The organism is Paracoccus thiocyanatus (assembly GCF_900156255.1).
In the GTDB taxonomy this organism is placed as follows: domain Bacteria; phylum Pseudomonadota; class Alphaproteobacteria; order Rhodobacterales; family Rhodobacteraceae; genus Paracoccus; species Paracoccus thiocyanatus.
Genome location: NZ_FTMK01000001.1, coordinates 120717 through 140686, shown reverse-complemented (window position 1 = coordinate 140686; position 19970 = coordinate 120717). Strand labels below are relative to the sequence as shown.

Here is a 19970-nt window from a genome sequence, read left to right as displayed (position 1 = left end):
CGCGCTCTCTTCGGCCGTCCGCGAACCGGCCGATCCATGGGAGGAAGAGGGCATATGCCACCAAGACACCGGGCCATGCGCTTCGTCGCATGGGCCATCTGGGTCGTGATCGCTGCCGCACCGGCGCAGGCTCAAGAGCCGCCTGCGATACCAGGAGGCGGCACCACGGCCGACCATTCGAAATTTCCGGCGCTGAAGGGACCCTTCTCCTCGGGGCCCGAGGTGACGCAAGCCTGCCTGTCCTGCCATACCGAGGCCGGGGACCAGGTGATGCACACCCTGCACTGGTCCTGGGATTATACCCATCCCGAGACCGGGCAAAAGCTTGGCAAGGCCAATGTCATAAACTCGTTTTGCGGCAATGTCGGCTCGAACGAGGCGCGATGCACCTCGTGCCATGCCGGCTATGGCTGGACCGACGTGCGCGAGCCGCCGCCCGCCGATCCGACGCGGGTGGACTGCCTGGCCTGCCACGACCGTTCGGGGCAATATGCCAAGCAGGACGACCTGGCCGGGCATCCGCCGCTTGACCCGGTGCGCGCCGGGGCCAAGACCATCACCGGCGCCGATGCCAAGCCCGTGGACCTGGCAAAGGCGGCGCAATCCGTCGGCGAGCCGGGCCGCGAAAATTGCGGCAACTGCCATTTCTACGGCGGCGGCGGCGACAATGTGAAGCATGGCGACCTGTCCTCGGCGCTGGTGCGGCCCGACCTGGCGACCGATGTGCATATGTCGCCCGAAGGCGGCAATTTCACCTGCCAGACCTGCCATGTCACCGAGGATCACCGCGTCGCCGGTTCCCGCTATGATGTCGAGGCCAAGGATATCGTCGATGCCCATCTGCTGGGCCAGCCGCGCGATACCGCGACCTGCGAAAGCTGCCATGGCAACCGGCCCCATGCCGCGACGCCCGCGGGGATGAAGCTGAACGACCATACCGACCGCGTCGCCTGCCAGACCTGCCATATTCCGTCCTTTGCCCGCGGCGGCGTCGCGACCAAGACGCTGTGGGACTGGTCGACCGCCGGCAAGCTCAAGGACGGCAAGCCCTTCTCGGAAGACGGGTTCACCCAGTCCGACGGCCAGCACCTGCACACCTATCTGTCCACCAAGGGCAATTTCGAATGGGCCGAGAACGTGGTGCCATTCTATGGCTGGTTCAACGGCACGGTCGAATATACCACCGCCGACACGGTCTTCGACCCGTCGCTGCCGGTCGAGATCAACCGGCTGGAAGGTTCGGCAAGCGACCCGGATGCGCGGATCTGGCCCTTCAAGCAGATGATCGGCCGCCAGGCTTTCGACACCGAACGCAATGTGCTGCTGCACAGCCAGGTCTATGGGCCCCAGACCGACACGGCCTTCTGGACCAATTTCGACTGGAGCAAGGCCCTGCAAGTGGCGGCCGACTACATGGGCACCGGCTATTCCGGCAAGTTCGACTTTGTCGATACGCGCATGTACTGGCCGATCACCCATATGGTGGCGCCTGCCGATGATGCGCTGAAATGCGGCGCCTGCCACCGTCCGCAGGGACGCATGGCGGGGATCACCGGGCTTTACATTCCCGGCACCGGCCTGCCGCCGGGCGGCATCCTGGGGCTGGCGATCCTGGCGATGGCGGTGGCCGGCGTGGCCGGACACGGGCTTTTGCGCCTGCTGGGCAGGAAGGACAAGGGGAACCATCATGGCTGAGCGCAAGGTTCTGGTCTATACCCGCTTCAACCGGCTCTGGCATTGGAGCCAGGCGACCTCGATCCTGATCCTGCTGTTCACCGGGCTCAGGATCATGGGGCTGCACGGGGTGCTGACCTTTGGCACCGCGGTGACGATCCATTCCATCGTCGCGGTGGCGCTGATGCTGCTTTGGGTCTTTACCGCCTTCTGGCTGATGACCACCGGCGCGTGGCGGCAATTCGCGCCGCGCCGCGCCGGGCTGTGGCAGGTCGCGCGCTTCTATGCCTGGGGGGTGTTCCGCGGCGAGGACCATCCCTATCGCAAGGTGCTGCGCCGCCGGCACAACCCCTTGCAGGCGCTGGCCTATCTGGCGTTGAAGGTGCTGCTGTTCCCGGCGGTGTTTCTTAGCGGTATCGCCTATCTGGGCTATACGTTCTGGGACCATCTCGACCCCTCGGGCTGGGCGATCTGGGCGGTGGCCAACATCCACATCCTGGCCGCCTTTGCCATCGCGGCTTTCGTGGTTGCGCATGTCTATCTGCTGACCATCGGCCACGGCTTTCGTGAACATGTGAAGCCGATGGTGACAGGATTCGAGGACATCGACCTGACGCCGGAACAGGAAGCCTATCTTGCGGCAGAAGAGCCTGGCCGGCTGAAGGCGTAGGCGATTTTGCCATTGCGAGGGCCGGTCCGATCGGTTATGGACCGGCCTGAAGCACCCGTAGCTCAGCTGGATAGAGTGTCGCCCTCCGAAGGCGAAGGTCACAGGTTCGAATCCTGTCGGGTGCGCCATCTTCCACCCTATTGTTGACAGCGCCTAAGTCTGCACGGTGCGGACAATGTCCTTGCATTGCCTGCCATGCACGGGCAGCGTCAGCCGGCCATCCCGAAGGCGCGCGGACGCGTCCAACGCCCCTTAGCGACCCGCTAGCGATGCGGACCCTGGCGAGGATGTTTCACCCCGCGCATGGGTCACGGCGCCGCCCGGCCGGCGGCCGGGTTCAAAGGTCCTGATTCAGGCAAAAAGCTCGCGGCAAAAGGCCAGGCCGTCGACCAGCGCATCGACCTCGGCGCGGGTATTGTACATGGCAAAGCTGGCCCGTGCCGTGGCGCTGACACCCAGGTGATCCAGCAGCGGCATGGCGCAATGCGTGCCCGCCCGCACGGCGATGCCGCGCTTGTCCAGGATGGTCGAGATGTCATGCGCATGCGCGCCCTGCATGGTCATGGAAAAGATCGCACCCTTGTCCGGCGCATCGCCCTGGACCGCCAGCCAGTTCAGGCTGCGCAGCCGCTCGCGGGCATAGTCGCGCAAGTCGCGCTCATGCGCGGCGATGTTCTCCATCCCCAGGCCCATCAGGTATTCCAGCGCCGCGCCCAGGCCGATCTGGTTGGCGATGCCGGGCGTGCCGGCTTCGAAGCGCAAGGGCGGGTCTGCATAGTCCACCGCCTCGCGGGTGACGGTGCGGATCATGTCGCCGCCGCCCATGAAGGGGCGCATCTCGGCCTGGCGCCCGGCCCGGATCCAGATCGCGCCCGAGCCCGAGGGGCCATAAAGCTTGTGCCCGGTGATGCAGTAGAAATCGACGCCAAGCGTGGACAGGTCCACCGGCATATGCACCGCCGCCTGCGACCCGTCGGCCAGCACCGGCACGTCGGTCCCGCGGGCGATGGCGCCGACATCGACCACGGTGCCGGTCACGTTCGACATATGGGTGACGGCGATCAGCCGGGTGCGCGGCCCCACCGCCGCCAGCACCTTTTCGGCCGGCAGCGACCCGTCGGGTTCCGGCTCAACCCATTTCAGCCGGACGCCCTGGCGTTCGCGCAGGAAGTGCCAGGGCACGATATTGGCGTGATGCTCCAGCACCGACAGCACGATCTCGTCGCCCGCCTGCAAGCGGGGCGCGGCCCAGCCATAGGAAACCAGGTTGATGCCCTCGGTCGCGCCCGAGGTAAAGATCACCTCGTCCTCGCGCGGGGCGTTCAGGAAGCGGGCGATGATGACGCGCACACGCTCGTAATTCTCGGTCGCAAGGTTGGACAGGTAATGCAAGCCACGGTGGACATTGGCATATTCCGCCTCATAGGCGCGGGTGACGGCGTCGATCACCGCCCGCGGCTTTTGCGCCGAGGCGCCGTTGTCCAGATAGACCAGCGGCCGGCCGTTCACCTGTCGCGACAGGATCGGGAAATCGGCGCGGACCTTGTCGACGTCAAAGCTCATGGGGCCACCTCGGGAACGATGCCGAATGCCGCCGCGATCAGCGACAGCACGAAGCCAAGCAGGAATAGGCTGCCGATCAGGCCCAGGACCACCTTGGGCGTGCTGGTAAAGCCGTGCAGGGCCTTGGTCATGGTGACGGCAAGGTAAAGGAACAGTCCGAATGCCACCATGGACAGCAGCGTGGCCGTGGCGGGGAACACGACCATCATGACGACCTGCACCGCCTGCAAGCCGACCAGCATCAGCTCGACCCAGCCGATGGCCAAAAGCGCATCGGGAAAATCGCCCTGGCCGCCGAACAGCCGGCCGATCTGGGCCACGAACAGCGCCGACATCACCATGGCGCCGAACTGGATGCCGGCCAGCGTCAGCGGTTCGGACAGCATGCGCGAGACGGGGTTGTCCACCTCGATCGGGAACAGCAGCAGCGACAGCCCGGCCAGCAGGGTCGACAGGGTGACGGCCAGCAGCAGCACCATCCAGCGCGCCGCCATCGGCAGGTCCAGCCCGCGCAGCACGTCCAGCGCCCGATCGGGATCGCGCAGGGTCAGGACCATCATCTCGCCAAGATCGCCGGCCTTCATCGCGTCCCTGCCAATGCGCGCAAACCCGCGCCCCATATCACCAGGAAGCCCAGGCCCGCCACCGCACGGGTCAGGGCCAGGGGCGCGCCGGGCCCCACAAGCCCCGCCGTCAGCCCGGCCAACAGCATGGCCGGCGCCGCGGCCAGCAGCGCCCAGAACAGCGCCAGCCGCGAATCGAGCGGCGCGACCGGCCAGGGCGTCAGCCGCGACAGCGCCGAGACCAGCGCCGCCACCGCATAGGCCATCAGCGGCATCATGAACATGACCCCCAGGATCGCACCGCCCATGCGCGCGGCCAGCGGCACCTCGGGCTGGAGTTGCGCGGCGCGGGCATGGCCGGGCGCCTGCGCGATCAGAAAGATCAGCATCGCCGCCATCAGGACCGCGATCAGCGCCCGGTCGGGCATGCTGCGCAGGGATGCGACCACCCTGCCCGGCGCCCACCAGCTTTCCAGGATGCGGGGAACGATGCCGGTCTGGCTCATGCCTTGCCCGGATTGCCCGCGCGTTCGGTCAGCCAGTCTTCCAGCCGGCCGAGGATGTCTTCGCGCAGCCGCGTATCCTCGATCTCGTCCAGCGCATCCGCCAGGAAGGACAGCACCAAAAGCACGATGGCCCGTTCCCTGGGCACCCCGCGCGAGCGCAGGTAGAACAGCGCGGTTTCATCCAGCGCCCCGGTGGTCGAGCCATGCGAGCATTTCACGTCGTCGGCATAGATCTCGAGTTCCGGCTTGGCCAGGAACTGGCTGCCCTCGTCCAGCAAAAGCCCCTGGCTGATCTGGTAGCCGTCGGTCTTTTGCGCGCCGGGCTTGACCAGGATCTTGCCCTGGAAGATGCCCTCGGCCCCGTTCTTCAGCACTTTCTTGAACACCTGCCGGCTTTCGCAACGCTCGGCGCCATGGATGACGAAGACAGTATCGTCATGATGGAAGCGGCCGATATTGCCATCGCCCAGCACCGCTGCGGCGATATGGGCCACGGCATCGTCGCCGGCAATGTCGATCACCGCCTCGTTGCGCATCATCGCGCCGTTGACCGAAAGCGTGAAGGACTTGAACAGCGCCTCGGCGCCGACACGGGCGAAAATATGGCCCAGTCCCAGCTTGGGATCCTTGGCGCGCTTGGCGCTGAGATGGTGCAGGCGGGCGCCGCGCGCCAGATCGGCCTCGATCACCACGTTCGAGCGGGCACCCAGCACGCCGCTTTCCAGCAATGTCAGTTCGGCCCCCTCTTCCAGCTTGACGACGTGATGCAGATGGACATCCGCATCAAGCGCCGAGCGGCGATAGGTGATATGGACCGGCCGCGCCACTTGGCCGGTCACGCGGATCAGCAGCCCGTCGGCGGCGGCCAGCGTGTTCAGCGCCGCAAAGGGACGCTTGACCGGCACCTGCCCGGCGGCTTCCAGCCGGCCGTAAAGCCCCGAGGCCCAGTGATCGTCCCCGGCATCGGCCGCGGCAAGGCTTTCGATCTCGACCCCTTCGGCCGTCAGCGGATCCGAGGCGGCGGCGTCGAAACGCCCGTCCACGAAAACCAGGTGCAGCCGGTCGATCGCGGTGAAAAGCGTCGCGTCATCCGCCGCGAATTCCAGCGGCTCGGGCCGCGCGGCATTGAAGGGCGCCGGATCGGTATAGCGCCAGTATTCGTCGCGCGCGCCGGGCAGGCCCATGGCCTCCAGCCGCTGCGCCGCATCCTGGCGCGCGGCGCGGCTAAAGCCGCCGCGCGGCAGGTCCAACGCGTCAAGATGCGCCGCCAGCGCCGCCTGGCCGGGGCGAACCTTGCCCTCGACCGTCGGCACCTGCGCGACAAGAACAGCCGTGTCCGCCATTACCCGACCTCCGCCAGCAGATCGCCATAGCCGTTCTGCTCCACTTCCAGCGCCAGTTCGGGGCCGCCGCTGCGCACGATGCGGCCGTCGGCCATGATATGCACCACATCGGGGCGGATATGGTCCAGAAGCCGCTGGTAATGGGTGATGACCAGGAACGAGCGGTCGGGCCTGCGCAGCGCGTTCACGCCATCGGCGACCAGCCGCATCGCGTCCACGTCCAGGCCGGAATCGGTTTCGTCCAGGATGCACATGCTGGGCTCCAGCATGGCCATTTGCAGGATTTCGTTACGCTTTTTCTCGCCGCCCGAGAAGCCGACATTGACCGCGCGCTTCAGCATCTCGCTGTCGATCTTCAGCGTCGCCGCCTTTTGGCGGATCAGCTTCAGGAACTCGGCCGCGGACAGTTCTTCCTCGCCGCGGGCCTTGCGCTGCGCGTTCACGGCGGTGCGCAGGAAGGTCATGTTGCCGACGCCGGGGATCTCGACCGGGTATTGAAAGGCCAGGAACAGGCCGGCGGCCGCGCGCTGCTCGGGCTCCATTTCCAGCAGGCTCTGGCCGTCCAGCGCCGCCTCGCCCGCGGTGACGGCATAGCCGTCGCGGCCCGACAGCACATAGGACAGCGTGGATTTGCCCGAGCCGTTCGGCCCCATGATGGCATGGACCTCGCCAGCCGGGACGGTCAGATCGACGCCTTTGAGGATCTGCTTGTCCTCATCCTCAAGCTTGACGTGCAGATTCTTGATTTCCAGCATGGTTCGTTCCTATTCGACACTTACGGCGGTGCCCGAGGCGGACACCATCAGCATGTTGTTGATGACTTCATAGTCCAGATCGATGCCGACCACGGCATTGCCGCCCATCTGGCGGGCGCGGTCCTGCATCTCGGACAAGGCGGTTTCGCGGGCCGAGGCCAGCGCGGATTCATAGGCGCCCGAGCGGCCGCCCACGATGTCGCGAATCCCGGCGAAGATGTCGCGAAAGATATTGGCGCCGATGATGGTCTCGCCCGTCACCACGCCGTGATAGGCGGTGATGCGGCGGCCCTCGATGCCGGGGGTGGTGGTGACGATCATCCGACCGACCCTTCCAGGCTGATGGCGACCAGAGACTGCGCCTCCATGGCAAATTCCATCGGCAGGGCCTGCAAGACCTCGCGGCAGAAGCCGTTCACCACCAGGGCCACGGCCTCTTCCTCGTCCATCCCGCGCGAGCGGCAATAGAACAGCTGGTCGTCGTCGACCTTGCTGGTGGTCGCCTCGTGTTCCACGCGGCTCGAGGTGTTCTTGACCTCGATATAGGGCACGGTATGGGCGCCGCATTTGTCGCCGATCAGCAGGCTGTCGCATTGCGTATAGTTGCGGCTGTTCTTGGCGCGCGGGTGCATCGTCACCATGCCGCGATAGGTATTCTGCGCCTGTCCCGCAGAAATCCCCTTGGACACGATACGCGAGCGGGTGTTCTTGCCAAGATGGATCATCTTGGTGCCGGTATCGGCCTGCTGGTAGTTGTTGGCGATGGCGATGGAATAGAACTCGCCCTGGCTCTCGTCGCCGCGCAGGATGCAGGACGGGTATTTCCAGGTGATTGCGCTGCCGGTTTCCACCTGGGTCCACATCACCTTGGCCCGCGCCTCGCGGCAATCGGCGCGCTTGGTGACGAAGTTGTAGATGCCGCCCCTGCCTTCCTCGTCGCCGGGGAACCAGTTCTGCACCGTGGAATACTTGACCTCGGCATCCTCCAGCACGACGATTTCCACCACCGCCGCATGCAGTTGCGCCACGTCGCGCTTGGGCGCGGTGCAGCCTTCCAGGTAGCTGACGTAGGAGCCCTTGTCGGCGATGATCAACGTCCGCTCGAACTGGCCGGTATTCTCGGCATTCATGCGGAAATAGGTCGAAAGCTCCATCGGGCAATGCACCCCCGGCGGCACATAGACAAAGCTGCCGTCCGAAAACACCGCCGAGTTCAGCGTGGCGAAGAAGTTGTCGGTCTGCGGCACGACCGAGCCCAGATATTTCCGCACCAGCTCGGGATGTTCGCGGATGGCTTCCGAGATCGAGCAGAAGATGACCCCGGCCTTGGCCAGTTCGTCCTTGAAGGTGGTGCCGACGCTGACGCTGTCGAAGACCGCATCCACCGCGACCTTGCGCCCTTCGGCGGGCGCGCCCTCGGCGCCCTCGATCCCGGCCAGGATCATCTGTTCCTTCAGCGGGATGCCCAGCTTTTCATAGGTCGCCAGCAGCTTGGGATCGACCTCGTCCAGCGACTTGGGCTTGACCTGCATGCTTTTGGGGCGGGCATAGTAATACTGGTCCTGATAGTCGATTTCAGGATAGTTCAGCATCGCCCATTTCGGTTCGGTCATGGTCTGCCAGCGGCGGAACGCCTGCAAGCGCCATTCGGTCATCCATTCCGGCTCTTCGTTCTTTTCCGAAATCAGGCGGACGATATCTTCGTTGATGCCCTTGGGGGCATATTCCATCTCGATATCGGTGTCCCAGCCGTATTTGTAGGACCCCATGTTCTGGACGGTCTCGACGGTCTCGCGGTCCACGCCCTCGCGAACTTCGATAGTCTCGCCGATCTCTACAGTCATCTCAAACCCTTCCCGCGGTCGCCCGCCAATCATTCCTTTGCCGCCAGCGCCCATGCGCCGCCAGCCATGCATCCGCAAAACGCATCACGTCCCGAGGCTCCGTCGCCGGGCCGATCGAGACGCGGATCGCGTCGCCCGCCAATTCCGGCGCGATTCCCATGGCCGTCAGAACGGAACTGGGCCGGACCTTGCCCGACGAACAGGCCGAGCCTGCCGAGACGGCAAATCCGGCCAGATCCATCTGCATCACCTGCGTCTCTCCGCGCCATCCCGGCGTCAGGATCGACAATGTGTTGGGCAGGCGGCGGGCCTCGCGCCCCGGAAATGTAACCATTTCTGTCTGGGATTCCAGAGCGGCCATCAGGGAATCGCGAAGTTGCGACACTTTTTCCCCAATTCCTTGATCCAGGTCATTCTGCGCCGCTTTCGCGACCGCCGCAAAGCCCATGATGCCGATCAGGTTCTCGGTCCCGGCGCGGCGCCCCTGCTCTTGCCCGCCGCCCCGGATGCGGGCCGCGACCTCGGTGCCGCGGCGGACCACCAGCGCGCCGATGCCGCGCGGCCCGCCCAGCTTGTGGGCGCTGACAAAGCCGGCCTCGATCCCCAGCCAGTTGAAGGCCAGGGGGATCTTGCCGAAGGCTTGCGTCAGGTCGCTGACCGCCAGCCCCTTGGGCAGATCCTGGATGACGCCGGTTTCGGAATTGGCCAGTTGCAGCACCGACCGGCCGGGATCGGGCACGGTGACGCACCCCGCCGCATCGGCCGGCAAGAACGGGTCGCACCACGCCAGGACGGCCGGATGCTCGACCGGCGAACAGGCCAGCCCACGGTCCTGAAGCACCAGCGCCGCCGCCTCGGTCGCGCCCGAGGTAAAGATCACGTCCGCGCCCTCGGCGCCAAGCGCCGCGGCAATGTCTTCGCGCGCGCGTTCCATCGCGGATTTGGCCGCCCGCCCCTCGGCATGGACCGAAGAAGGGTTGCCGACCAGTTCCATCGCCGCCAGCATCGCCTCGCGCGCCTCGGCGCGCAGGGGCGTGGTGGCGTTCCAGTCCAGATAGACCCGGCTCATGGCCGCGCCTCGGCCGGCCCTTCGCCGTTCAGCGCCTCGGCGATGCGGGCGGCCAGCCGGCGCGCCACCTCGGCCTTGGACAGGCGCGGCCAGCTTTCCGCGCCGACGCCGGAAACCAGCGTCACCGCATTCTCTGTCCCACCCATGATCCCTGTTTCGGGGCTGACGTCATTGGCGATGATCCAGTCGCAGCCTTTGCGCTGGCGCTTGCGCGCGGCATTGTCCAGCACATCGTCGGTTTCGGCGGCAAAGCCCACGACCAGCGCCGGCCGATCCTGGCCAAGCTGGCTGATCCAGGCCAGGATGTCGGGATTTTCGGCGAATTGCAGTTCGGGCAGCGCCCCGGATCCGTCTTTCTTGATCTTGCCCGCCCTGGCATTGGCGACATGCCAATCCGCAACCGCCGCGGCCATGACGGCGGCGTCGGCGGGCAAGGCGGCCTCGACCGCCGCGCGCATCTCGCGCGCGGTCTGCACGGCAATCACCTCGACGCCTTCGGGGGGCGGCACCTGGGCCGGGCCGGTCACGAAACTGACTCGCGCGCCCAGGTCGCGCAGCGCGCCCGCGATGGCCGCGCCCTGCGCCCCGCTGGAGCGGTTGGCGATATAGCGCACCGGGTCGATCGGCTCATGCGTCGGGCCCGAGGTGACGATCACATGCCGCCCGGCCAGCCGCCGCGCCGGCAACGAGATCGCGGCCTCGGGCGGCAGGCGCAGCGGCTTGTCGCGGCCAAGTGCCGCACGGATCGCCGCCAGGATCGCCTCGGGCTCGGCCATGCGGCCGGGGCCGTATTCGCCGCAGGCCATGTCGCCTTCGTCCGGGCCGACCAGGCGGATGCCGTCGTTTTCCAGCGTGTCCAGGTTGCGCTGCGTGGCCGGGTGCTGCCACATGCGCACATTCATCGCCGGGGCCGCCAGCACCGGCTTGTCGGTGGCAAGCAGCAGCGTGGTGGCCAGATCGTCCGCCATCCCCGCCGCCATCCGCGCCAAAAGGTCGGCCGTGGCCGGCGCGACCACCACCAGGTCGGCGGCGCGCGACAGCCGGATATGGCCCATTTCGGATTCGCGGGTCAGATCGAACAGTTCGGTATGGCAGGGCGCCTCGGCCAGGGCGGAAAGCGTAAGCGGGGTGACGAATTGCGCCCCCCCCTGCGTCAGCACCGGCACGACCGCGCCGCCCTCGCGCCGGATCATGCGGATCAGCTCGGGGATCTTGAACGCGGCGATGCCCCCGCCGACGATCAGCAATATGCGGCTGCCTTGCATGGTCGCTTCCTTTGGCCCCCTTGTCCTTCGCCCTGCACATAGGCGCAAGTGCCGCGCGGAACAAGCAAGCCGCGCCCGTTAACCCTTCTTTAAGATGCGGCAGTTTATCCAGAAAGCCGGACACGGAGAGAACCGATGGCGGCAATTGCCTATACCGTAGCCTTCGACGGGGTCGAGGCGCGGCTGGTCGAGGTGCAATGTTCGGTCTCGCCGGGACTACCGGGATTCGGCATCGTCGGGCTGCCCGACAAATCGGTCAGCGAGGCGCGCGAGCGGGTCAAGGCCGCCTTCGGCGCGCTGTCCATCGCCATGCCCTCGCGGCGGGTGACGGTGAACCTGTCGCCCGCCGACCTGCCCAAGGAGGGTTCGCATTTCGACCTGCCCATCGCGCTCGCGGTGCTGGCCGCGCTTGAAATCGTCCCGGCCGAGGCGCTGGAACGGGTGGTGGCCTTGGGGGAACTGGCGCTGGACGGGCGGCTGTCGCCGGTCGCGGGCGCCCTGCCCGCCGCCATGGCCGCAGCCGAGGAAAGCCGCGCCCTGCTGGTGCCTCGCGCCTGCGCCGCCGAGGCAGCCTGGGTCGGCGCGGTGCCGGTCTTTGCGCCGCGCACCCTGCGCGAAGCGGTCGATCACCTGACCGACCGCGCGCCCCTGGCCCGCGCCGCGCCGGGCGAACTGGCCGCGACCGTGTTCGAAGCCGACCTGGCCGAGGTCAAGGGTCAGGAACGCGCCCGCCGGGCGCTGGAAATCGCCGCCGCCGGCCGGCATCACCTGCTGATGGTCGGCCCCCCCGGCGCCAGCAAGTCCATGCTGGCGACCCGCCTGCCCGGCATCCTGCCGCCGCTGGACCCGCAAGAGGCGCTGGAGACCTCGATCATTCATTCCGTCGCCGGGCTTATGGCCGAAGGCGGCATTTCGCGCATGGCGCCCTTTTGCCAGCCGCATCATACGGCGTCGATGGCGGCCATGGTCGGGGGCGGGCGCAACGCCCGGCCCGGCCAGGCAAGCCTGGCGCATAACGGCGTGCTGTTCCTGGACGAGTTGCCGGAATTCGAACGCCGGGTCATAGACGCGCTGCGCGAACCGATCGAGACGGGGGAAATCCACGTCTCGCGCGCCAATGCCCATATCCGCTATCCGGCGCGCTTCCTGCTGGTCGCGGCCGCCAATCCCTGCCGCTGCGGCGAGATTGCGGACGCCGCCCGCGCCTGCTCCAAGGCGCCGCGCTGCGGGGCGGACTATCTGGGCCGCATCTCGGGGCCGATGATGGACCGTTTCGACCTGCGCATCGAGGTGCCGCAGGTTTCGATCGAGGACCTGGGCCTGCCGGCGACCGGCGAAAGCTCGGCCAGCGTGGCCGCCCGCGTCGCCGCCGCCCGCGCGCTGCAAGCCGCACGCTTTGCCGGCCATGCAACCGCGCGGGTGAATGCCGACGCCTCGGGTCGGCTGCTGGAAGAGATCGCGCCGCTAGACGGCGAATGCCGGTCGCTGCTGGCGCTGGCGGCCGACCGGCTGGGCCTGACCCCGCGCGGCTATCACCGCATCCTGCGCAGCGCGCGGACCATTGCCGACCTGGACGGCGCCGCCGACATCCGCCAGCCGCACCTGGCCGAGGCGCTGTCCTATCGCCTGCCCTTCGGCCGGCCGGATTGACGCATTCTTGCGAACCGGCTGATCGACGGGAATCGCCCATGCGGGCGCCTCGACGCTCCCTCGACAGAGGGGGTGTCTCCGCATCTGCGCAACAGAAAATTAGGATAGGAACTGCCGGTCCGTTCGCGTCTGGGCGGCGGCGGCACGGCGTGATCGCGCTCGGCGGCCGCCCCTTCGCCCAAATGCCGGTTCGCCTTGCCGACGCCCGGCTGCCGTGCCGGTCAACGGGCCTGCCCGCCCGAGAGCCAGCAAAGCCGCAACCCAGCCCGGCGGCGACGTCGCGGCATCGCCACTGCAAAGCCGCCGGGGTCGGGTGTCATCCGCAACCTCGCCGGGCCGCACAACCACCGGGGCTCCGATTCGCCGGTTCCGGCCTAACAGGCCGCTAACCCCGTTCGGCCAACCGGCGCTCGATGGCATCCCAGATCAGCGCCGCTGCATTGATGCCGTCGAAACGCTCAAGCTCCTGGATGCCGGTGGGCGAAGTCACGTTGATCTCGGTCAGCCAGCCGTCGATCACATCGATGCCGGTGAAAATCAGGCCCTTTTCGCGCAAGGTCGGGCCGATCCGGGCGCAGATCTCGTATTCGCGCTCGGTCAGGCCGATCTTCTCGGGGCGGCCGCCCACATGCATGTTCGAGCGCGCCTCGCCCTGGGCGGGCACCCGGTTGATCGCGCCGACCGGCTCGCCATCGACCAGGATGATGCGCTTGTCGCCGCGGACCACGGCGGGCAGGTATTTCTGCGCGATGATCGGCTCGCGGCTGTTGGCCAGAAAGGTCTCGACCAGCGAAGACAGGTTCGGATCGTCGGGCCGCATGTGGAAGATGCCGACCCCGCCATTGCCGTAAAGCGGCTTCAGGATGAAATCGCCGTGCCTTTCGCGAAAGGCGCGGATCTGGCCCAGGTCACGGGTGATCAGTGTCGGCGGCGTAAGGTCGGGAAAATCCAGCACAAGCAGCTTTTCGGGGCTGTTGCGCACCCAGAACGGGTCGTTGACCACATAGGTCGACGGATGCACCCGGTCCAGCAGATGGGTGGTGGTGATATAGCCCATGTCAAAGGGCGGGTCCTGGCGCAGCCAGACCACGTCGAACTCGGCCAGATCGACCTCGGCCCAGTCGCCGAAGCTTACGTGATCGCCCGCTTCGCGGCGCAGGCTGACCGGACGGCCGCGCGCCGTGACCCGGCCTTCGCAATAGCTTAGCCGGTCGGCGGTGTACTGAAACAGCCGGTGGCCGCGGGCCTCGGCCTCCAGTCCCAGCCGGAACGTGCTGTCGCCATCGATCGAAACCTGCTCGATCGGGTCCATTTGCAGGGCCACGTAAAGACTCATCTCTCATCCCCGGACTGTGTCGGTGGGCTTTGTCGCCCGCGCGGGACGGCTTTGCAAGCGGTAGTCCTGGGCCGGTAGGCCATGCAGGGCTTCCGGCCGGACAGGGCGCCGCGAGGATGATGAGCCTTGCACCGCCCGAAAGAATCGCATGGCCCGGATGCCCGCCCCCCGGAAACGCAAGCCCGCCATTCCGCAGCAGGGCTGGGATTTTCAGCCTGCTTCCGCCTCGAAGCCACGTGGGCGGATGCTGCAGAACCTGGCCGGCGATCCATTGTCCGAACCCGCGGTTTCAGTTCGCTCCAAAGGCATTCTCAAGGATCTCGACCCGTCCGAACTGATCGACGAGAGCCGCGTCAAAGCGCATCGCGGTCAGCAGCCCCGCCGGAAGACGGCCGCAATATTCCAGCGCCGCATTGCAGATGCGCCGGACCTGCCGCGGGCCGATCCGCTCTGCCGCGCGGTCGTGGCTTTGCGATTTCTTGACCTCGACAAAGGCATATTCGTCGTCCTTGAACAGGATCAGGTCGATCTCGCCGCCGCGGCCGCGCCAGCGCTCGGCCATTACCTCGTAGCCGCGGCGGCGATATTCCCGCGCCACCGATTCCTCGGCGAAACGGCCCGACGAATAGGCCACCGCGCCCCGCTGCGACCGTCCGGTGGCGACCGGGACTGCTGTCCCCTGTGAAATCCGCTCGAACTTCATTCCCGTTCCTTTTTCATCGCCAAGGCCAGCGCATAGATCTCGCGTCGGGGCCGCCGGAAGCGGGCCGCGACTTCGGCTGCCGCCTCCTTGACCGGACGTTCGTCGAGCAACGCCGCAAGGGCATCGCGCAAGCCGTTTTCATCCGGCACAACCGGTTCAGGCCGACCGAACAGCACGACGATCTCGCCGCGAAATCCGCCCTCTGGCAACCGTTCCAGCAGTTCCGCAGCGGTTCCGCGCATCACCTCTTCGAATTTCTTCGTCAGCTCCCTGCAAATCACTGTAACCCGATTCGCCTCAAGCTCGCACAAATTCTCCAACAATTGCTTAACGCGCCTGGGGCTTTCAAAGACGATCACCGTCGCATCCACCTGCCGCCAGCTTTCGATCCATGTCCTGCGCGCCCCGGCCGCGGCCGGCGGAAAGCCCACGAACAGGAACCTGTCGCTTGGCAATCCCGACACCGACAGCGCCGCCAGGGCGGCCGACGGGCCGGGCAGCGCCCTGACCGGGAAGCCTGCCTCGGCGGCGTCCCGCGCCAGCCGGTACCCCGGATCGGCCACCAGCGGCGTGCCCGCATCCGAGGCATAGGCCAGGGATTTGCCCTGCGCCAGCACAGCCATGATCGCCGGGCGCTGCCGGTCGGCATTATGGTCGTGATAGGCAAGGATGCGCCGCCCGCGCAGCGGGATGCCATGAATATCCATCAGGTGGCGCAGGTTGCGGGTATCCTCGGCCGCAAGCACGTCGGCCGCGTTCAGCACGTCCAGCGCCCGCAGCGTGATGTCGCGCGCCGTGCCGATCGGGGTCGCCACCAGGTAAAGCCCCGGCTGGGGCGGCGCGGCCGAAACGCTCAGGGCCAGCGGCCGGGCGCCGGTCACGCCGCTGCTTGCGCCATCCTCCATCGCCGGTTCCTTTCTCGCTGCCGGGGCAAGTTGCCATGTCCCCAATATGCCAATAACCTGCCCCATCAAACCCCCAGCCTAGATCCAACAGGGAATCAAGCCATGACCGTCCTGAACACGATCCGCGGCGCCTTTGACCTGCGCCGCCCGCTTGCGCGCATCGGCGCCGTGCTTTCCGCCCTGACGCTTGCCGCCTGCCAGCCGGCCGGGATGGGAGCGACCGGCCCCGAGACCGGCCAGAGCATCGACCCCGCGCAGCCGGTCCAGGTGGCGCTGCTGGTGCCGGGGGGGACCGGGGCCGCCGACCTGGACTGGCTGGCGCGTTCGCTGAGCAATTCGGCCAGGATGGCGGCGGCGGATGCGCGCGGCGCCAGGATCGACCTGCGCGTCTACGAATCCGGCTCGGATCCGGCAACCGCGGCCGTCATGGCCAACCAGGCCGTGGCCGAGGGCGCCCGCATCATCCTGGGCCCGCTTTTCGCCGACAGCACCAATGCGGTGGGCAACGCCATGGCGTCGCAGGGCGTGAACGTTCTGTCATTCTCGAACAATACCGACATCGCCGGCGGCAATGTCTTCGTGCTGGGCAATACCTTCGACAACGTGGCCGACCGGCTGGTGAGATATGGCGTCGGACACGGCAAGCGCCGCATCATGATGGTGGCCGAAGACGACACCGCCGGCCAGGTCGGCGCCCGCGCGATCGAGCGCGCGATCCGCAGGAATGGCGCCACCCTGGTCGGCACCGCCGTCCATCCGCTGTCCAAGACCGGCATCGACGGCGTCCTGCCCAACATCACCCAGGCGGCCCTGTCGGGCAATGTCGATGCGGTGTTCATGACCGCAAACCAGGGCGCGGTGCTGCCCTATCTGACCGACAGCCTGGCCGATGCCGGCGTGACCTCGGCCCAGGTGCAGCTGATGGGGTTGACGCGCTGGGACCAGCCCTCGGCCCGGTTGCAGCTGCGCGGCGTGCAGGGCGGCTGGTTCGCCATTCCCGACACCACGATGAAGGCGCAGTTCGACCAGCGCTATCGCGCCGCGTATGGCGAAACGCCGCATGAGCTGGGTTCGCTGGCCTATGACGGGGTCGCGGCCATCGCGGCACTGGTGCGGGCGGGCAAGTCCAATGCGCTGACCACGTCGGGGCTGACGCAGAATGCCGGTTTCGCCGGGATCTCGGGCGCATTCCGGCTTAAGCGCGACGGCACCAACGAACGCGCGCTGGCCGTGGCCACGGTGCGCGGCGGGCAGGTCGTCGTGCTGGACCCGGCGCCGCGCAGCTTCGGCGGCTTCGGGTTCTGATCTTGGGCGCCAAGGACATCGACAGCCTGCCGCAAAGCGCCCCGGCCCTGCCTGGGGCGCATTCGCTGTTCACCCCAGAAACCTTTCTGCCGGCGCTGACCCAGGCGCTGGACGGCATCGCCGGCCCGCGCGAGATCCGCGCCCGCACCGTGGCCATCCTGGCCGAGGCGCGCCGCGCCGCCATGGCCGACATCGTCGCGGGCTTCATGTCCCATCCCCGCGCCGCGCGCGAGACGGTGCGCGCCATCGCCAGCCTGACCGACGCCACCGTCATCGCCATCCATCACGTCGCCACCACCATCCTGCATCCGCTGCCCAATCCCACCGATGCCGAGCGGTTGGCGGTGCTGGCCATCGGCGGCTACGGCCGGGCCGAGATGGCGCCGCAATCCGATGTGGACCTGCTGTTCCTGACGCCGTGGAAGACCAGCGGCTGGGCCGAAAGCGTGGCCGAATCCGTGCTTTACATGCTGTGGGACCTGAAGCTGAAGGTGGGCCAGTCCACCCGCTCGGTCGATGACTGCCTGCGGCTGGGCGGCGGGGACATCACCATCCGCACCAGCCTGCTGGAGCACCGGCTGATCTGCGGCCATGCCGCGACGGCGGAAATCCTGCGCGACCAGCTTTGGTCCGAACTGTTCGACCGCACCGTGCCGGAATTCATCGAGGCCAAGCTGGCCGAGCGCACCGAGCGCCACCGCCGCCAAGGCGGCCAGCGCTATGTGCTGGAGCCGAACGTCAAGGAGGGCAAGGGCGGGTTGCGCGACCTGCAAACCCTGTACTGGATCGCGAAATACATCCACCGCGTCGATCGCGCGGTCGAACTGGTCGACCTGGGATTCTTTACCCGCGAGGAACACCTGACCTTCTGGCAGGCCGAGGATTTCCTGTGGGCGGTGCGCTGCCACCTGCACCTGATCGCCGGCCGGCCGGTCGACAAGCTGACCTTCGACATGCAGGTCGAGGTGGCGGGCCGCATGGGCTATCGCGACCTTGGCGGGCGGCGCGCGGTCGAAATCTTCATGCAGGATTATTTCCTGCACGCGACCAAGGTCGGCGAGTTGACGCGGGTATTCCTTGTCGCGCTGGAGGCCCGGCACCTGTATCGCGCGCCGATCATGAACATCCTGTTCCAGCGCCGCCGCCGGGTCCGCGCCGGCTTTCGCGTGGATCGCGGGCGGCTGACCTATGGCGACGAGGCGCAATTCCTGTCCGACCCGCTGAACATCCTGCGCCTGTTCGAAGAGGCGTTGCGCACCGGCATCCTGATCCATCCCGACGCGATGCGCGCCGTCGCGGCCAATCTGGACCGGATCGACGACCGCATGCGGTCCGACCCCGAGGCGGTGCGCATCTTCCTGGACCTGCTGCTGAAGCACGGCAACCCCGAACGCTCGCTGCGGCGGATGAACGAATTGGGGGTGCTGGGCGCCTTTATCCCCGAGTTCGCGCCGGTGGTGGCGATGATGCAGTTCAATGTCTATCACCATTACACGGTGGACGAGCACCTGATCCAATGCGTCGCAGCCCTTGCCGCCATCGAGCGCGGCGAGGATGCCGAGGACCTGCCCGTGGTCAGCAAGATCATGAAGGGCAAGGTGAACCGGCGGGTGATCTACCTGGCGGTGCTGCTGCATGACATCGGCAAGGGCCGGGCCGAGGACCATTCGATCCTGGGCGCGCGGCTGGCGCGGCGGGTCTGCACCCGCTTCGGCCTGCCCGCGGACGAGATCGAGACCATCGAGTGGCTGGTGCGCAACCACCTGCTGATGTCGGACGTGGCGCAAAAGCGCGACATCGCCGATCCGCGCACGCTGCGCGCCTTTGCCAAGGCGGTCAAGACCACCAAGCGGCTGGACATGCTGCTGGTGCTGACCGTCTGCGACATCCGCGGCGTCGGCCCCGGCACCTGGAACAACTGGAAGGCGATGCTGCTGCGCAAGCTGCACCAGGAAACGCGGCAGGCGCTGGAAAACGGCCTGGAAGAGCTGAACCGCGACAAGCGCATCGGCGAGGCCAAGCGCTCGCTGCGCCACCTGCTGACCGCCAAGGGCTGGGAGCCCAGGGCGATCAAGGCCGAACTGGCGCGGCATTACGACAATTACTGGCCGGGCCTGCCGACGGATACGCAATATGTCTTTGCGCAGATGCTCAAGGACCTGACCGACGACCAGATCCGCACCGACCTGCATCCCGATACCGACCGCGATGCGACCCGCACCGCCTTTGTGCTGGCCGACCATCCCGGCATCTTTTCGCGCATGGCCGGCGCCTTGGCGCTGGTCGGGGCCAATATCGTCGATGCCCGCACCTATACCACCAAGGACGGCTTCGCCACCGCGGTCTTCTGGTTGCAGGATGCGGACGGCCACCCCTATGCCGCCGACCGGCTGCCGCGGCTGCGCAGCATGATCCAGCGCACATTGGCCGGCGAGATCGTCGCGCGCGACGCCCTGGCCGGCCGCGACAAGCCGAAAAAGCGCGAGGCGGCCTTTCGCTTTCCGACCCATGTCACCTTCGACAACGAGGCATCCGACGTCTATACGGTGATCGAGGTCGATACCCGCGACCGCCCCGGCCTGCTTTACGACCTGACCCGGACCCTGGCCGAGAACCATATCCAGATCGCCAGCGCCGTGATCGCCACCTTTGGCGCGCAGGTGGTGGATACCTTTTACGTCAAGGACATGTTCGGGCTGAAGCTGCACCAGCCGGGCCGCCGCGAGACGCTGGAGAAAAAGCTGCGCCAGGCGATCAAGGACGGCGCCCAACGCGCCGAACGGGCCGAGCGTCCGCTGGGCGCAGCCTACTGAGGAACG

17 protein-coding genes and 1 tRNA gene are annotated in these 19970 nt (G+C 67.2%); 6 read left to right on the top strand and 12 right to left on the bottom strand.

Translation table 11 applies throughout. The annotated features are described in order from the left end of the window. The first annotated feature begins 54 nt into the window (after window positions 1–54). The 3 genes from F3H32_RS00625 to F3H32_RS00615 all read left to right on the top strand — a co-directional run bounded on the left by F3H32_RS00625 (window position 55) and on the right by F3H32_RS00615 (window position 2472). Window positions 55–1695: a tetrathionate reductase family octaheme c-type cytochrome gene (locus tag F3H32_RS00625; protein ID WP_149763470.1), complete on the top strand. Its 1641-nt coding sequence runs from the start codon at window positions 55–57 to the stop codon at window positions 1693–1695. Further along, window positions 1688–2344, top strand: a complete 657-nt coding sequence (locus F3H32_RS00620; RefSeq protein WP_115755468.1) for a cytochrome b/b6 domain-containing protein — start codon at window positions 1688–1690, stop codon at window positions 2342–2344. Before F3H32_RS00625 ends, F3H32_RS00620 begins: the two co-directional genes overlap by 8 nt. A gap of 51 nt (window positions 2345–2395) precedes the next feature. Then, a tRNA-Arg gene (locus F3H32_RS00615) sits at window positions 2396–2472 on the top strand. Between the two features lie 223 nt (window positions 2473–2695). On the opposite strand, the gene F3H32_RS00610 is transcribed toward F3H32_RS00615, so the two are convergent. From F3H32_RS00610 to coaBC, 9 genes are read right to left on the bottom strand one after another with little or no spacing between them, the layout of a single operon-like run. Further along, the gene (locus F3H32_RS00610; RefSeq protein WP_149763468.1) at window positions 2696–3907 is read right to left on the bottom strand and encodes a cysteine desulfurase; all 1212 of its coding nucleotides are present in this window, start codon (window positions 3905–3907) and stop codon (window positions 2696–2698) included. Beyond that, complete coding sequence (locus tag F3H32_RS00605) at window positions 3904–4491, bottom strand: YIP1 family protein (RefSeq protein ID WP_115755470.1); 588 nt, start codon at window positions 4489–4491, stop codon at window positions 3904–3906. The genes F3H32_RS00610 and F3H32_RS00605 overlap by 4 nt, the downstream gene beginning before the upstream one ends. Beyond that, window positions 4488–4976, bottom strand: coding sequence for a hypothetical protein (locus tag F3H32_RS00600; protein ID WP_149763466.1), 489 nt, complete (start codon window positions 4974–4976; stop codon window positions 4488–4490). Before F3H32_RS00600 ends, F3H32_RS00605 begins: the two co-directional genes overlap by 4 nt. Beyond that, window positions 4973–6319, bottom strand: coding sequence for a SufB/SufD family protein (locus F3H32_RS00595; protein ID WP_149763464.1), 1347 nt, complete (start codon window positions 6317–6319; stop codon window positions 4973–4975). The genes F3H32_RS00600 and F3H32_RS00595 overlap by 4 nt, the downstream gene beginning before the upstream one ends. Then, window positions 6319–7074: a Fe-S cluster assembly ATPase SufC gene (sufC, locus tag F3H32_RS00590; protein ID WP_149763462.1), complete on the bottom strand. Its 756-nt coding sequence runs from the start codon at window positions 7072–7074 to the stop codon at window positions 6319–6321. The genes F3H32_RS00595 and sufC overlap by 1 nt, the downstream gene beginning before the upstream one ends. 9 nt (window positions 7075–7083) lie before the next feature. Continuing rightward, window positions 7084–7395, bottom strand: coding sequence for a heavy metal-binding domain-containing protein (locus tag F3H32_RS00585; RefSeq protein ID WP_115755474.1), 312 nt, complete (start codon window positions 7393–7395; stop codon window positions 7084–7086). After that, window positions 7392–8918 (bottom strand): Fe-S cluster assembly protein SufB, encoded by a 1527-nt coding sequence (gene sufB, locus F3H32_RS00580; RefSeq protein ID WP_149763461.1) that lies wholly within the window; start codon window positions 8916–8918, stop codon window positions 7392–7394. Before sufB ends, F3H32_RS00585 begins: the two co-directional genes overlap by 4 nt. Before the next feature lies 1 nt (window position 8919). After that, the gene (locus tag F3H32_RS00575) at window positions 8920–9987 is read right to left on the bottom strand and encodes a cysteine desulfurase family protein (RefSeq protein WP_149763459.1); all 1068 of its coding nucleotides are present in this window, start codon (window positions 9985–9987) and stop codon (window positions 8920–8922) included. Continuing rightward, window positions 9984–11252, bottom strand: a complete 1269-nt coding sequence (gene coaBC, locus F3H32_RS00570; RefSeq protein ID WP_149763457.1) for a bifunctional phosphopantothenoylcysteine decarboxylase/phosphopantothenate--cysteine ligase CoaBC — start codon at window positions 11250–11252, stop codon at window positions 9984–9986. The genes F3H32_RS00575 and coaBC overlap by 4 nt, the downstream gene beginning before the upstream one ends. 135 nt (window positions 11253–11387) lie before the next feature. Between coaBC and F3H32_RS00565 the strand changes: the two genes are divergently transcribed. Further along, entirely contained in the window at window positions 11388–12902 is a 1515-nt protein-coding gene (locus F3H32_RS00565) for a YifB family Mg chelatase-like AAA ATPase (protein ID WP_149763455.1), read from the top strand. 385 nt (window positions 12903–13287) lie between these two features. On the opposite strand, the gene gshB is transcribed toward F3H32_RS00565, so the two are convergent. From gshB to rsmI, 3 genes are all read right to left on the bottom strand, one after another. After that, window positions 13288–14238, bottom strand: coding sequence for a glutathione synthase (gene gshB, locus F3H32_RS00560; protein WP_149763453.1), 951 nt, complete (start codon window positions 14236–14238; stop codon window positions 13288–13290). 289 nt (window positions 14239–14527) lie between these two features. Then, window positions 14528–14941, bottom strand: coding sequence for a YraN family protein (locus F3H32_RS00555; protein ID WP_149763451.1), 414 nt, complete (start codon window positions 14939–14941; stop codon window positions 14528–14530). Continuing rightward, window positions 14938–15846 (bottom strand): 16S rRNA (cytidine(1402)-2'-O)-methyltransferase, encoded by a 909-nt coding sequence (gene rsmI / locus F3H32_RS00550; protein WP_149763449.1) that lies wholly within the window; start codon window positions 15844–15846, stop codon window positions 14938–14940. The genes F3H32_RS00555 and rsmI overlap by 4 nt, the downstream gene beginning before the upstream one ends. 102 nt (window positions 15847–15948) lie before the next feature. Between rsmI and F3H32_RS00545 the strand changes: the two genes are divergently transcribed. Both F3H32_RS00545 and F3H32_RS00540 read left to right on the top strand, forming a co-directional pair. Continuing rightward, window positions 15949–17151: a penicillin-binding protein activator gene (locus tag F3H32_RS00545; protein WP_149763447.1), complete on the top strand. Its 1203-nt coding sequence runs from the start codon at window positions 15949–15951 to the stop codon at window positions 17149–17151. Between the two features lie 2 nt (window positions 17152–17153). Then, a complete protein-coding gene (locus F3H32_RS00540) occupies window positions 17154–19964 on the top strand; it encodes a [protein-PII] uridylyltransferase (RefSeq protein ID WP_149763445.1) in 2811 nt (936 codons plus the stop codon). Window positions 19965–19970 lie beyond the last annotated feature (6 nt).

Coding starts and splice junctions, on each gene's coding strand:
- F3H32_RS00625 (WP_149763470.1), top strand. CDS start 55: ATGCCACCAAGACACCGGGCCATGCGCTTCGTCGCATGGGCCATCTGG.
- F3H32_RS00620 (WP_115755468.1), top strand. CDS start 1,688: ATGGCTGAGCGCAAGGTTCTGGTCTATACCCGCTTCAACCGGCTCTGG.
- F3H32_RS00610 (WP_149763468.1), bottom strand. CDS start 3,907: ATGAGCTTTGACGTCGACAAGGTCCGCGCCGATTTCCCGATCCTGTCG.
- F3H32_RS00605 (WP_115755470.1), bottom strand. CDS start 4,491: ATGAAGGCCGGCGATCTTGGCGAGATGATGGTCCTGACCCTGCGCGAT.
- F3H32_RS00600 (WP_149763466.1), bottom strand. CDS start 4,976: ATGAGCCAGACCGGCATCGTTCCCCGCATCCTGGAAAGCTGGTGGGCG.
- F3H32_RS00595 (WP_149763464.1), bottom strand. CDS start 6,319: ATGGCGGACACGGCTGTTCTTGTCGCGCAGGTGCCGACGGTCGAGGGC.
- sufC (WP_149763462.1), bottom strand. CDS start 7,074: ATGCTGGAAATCAAGAATCTGCACGTCAAGCTTGAGGATGAGGACAAG.
- F3H32_RS00585 (WP_115755474.1), bottom strand. CDS start 7,395: ATGATCGTCACCACCACCCCCGGCATCGAGGGCCGCCGCATCACCGCC.
- sufB (WP_149763461.1), bottom strand. CDS start 8,918: ATGACTGTAGAGATCGGCGAGACTATCGAAGTTCGCGAGGGCGTGGAC.
- F3H32_RS00575 (WP_149763459.1), bottom strand. CDS start 9,987: ATGAGCCGGGTCTATCTGGACTGGAACGCCACCACGCCCCTGCGCGCC.
- coaBC (WP_149763457.1), bottom strand. CDS start 11,252: ATGCAAGGCAGCCGCATATTGCTGATCGTCGGCGGGGGCATCGCCGCG.
- F3H32_RS00565 (WP_149763455.1), top strand. CDS start 11,388: ATGGCGGCAATTGCCTATACCGTAGCCTTCGACGGGGTCGAGGCGCGG.
- gshB (WP_149763453.1), bottom strand. CDS start 14,238: ATGAGTCTTTACGTGGCCCTGCAAATGGACCCGATCGAGCAGGTTTCG.
- F3H32_RS00555 (WP_149763451.1), bottom strand. CDS start 14,941: ATGAAGTTCGAGCGGATTTCACAGGGGACAGCAGTCCCGGTCGCCACC.
- rsmI (WP_149763449.1), bottom strand. CDS start 15,846: ATGGAGGATGGCGCAAGCAGCGGCGTGACCGGCGCCCGGCCGCTGGCC.
- F3H32_RS00545 (WP_149763447.1), top strand. CDS start 15,949: ATGACCGTCCTGAACACGATCCGCGGCGCCTTTGACCTGCGCCGCCCG.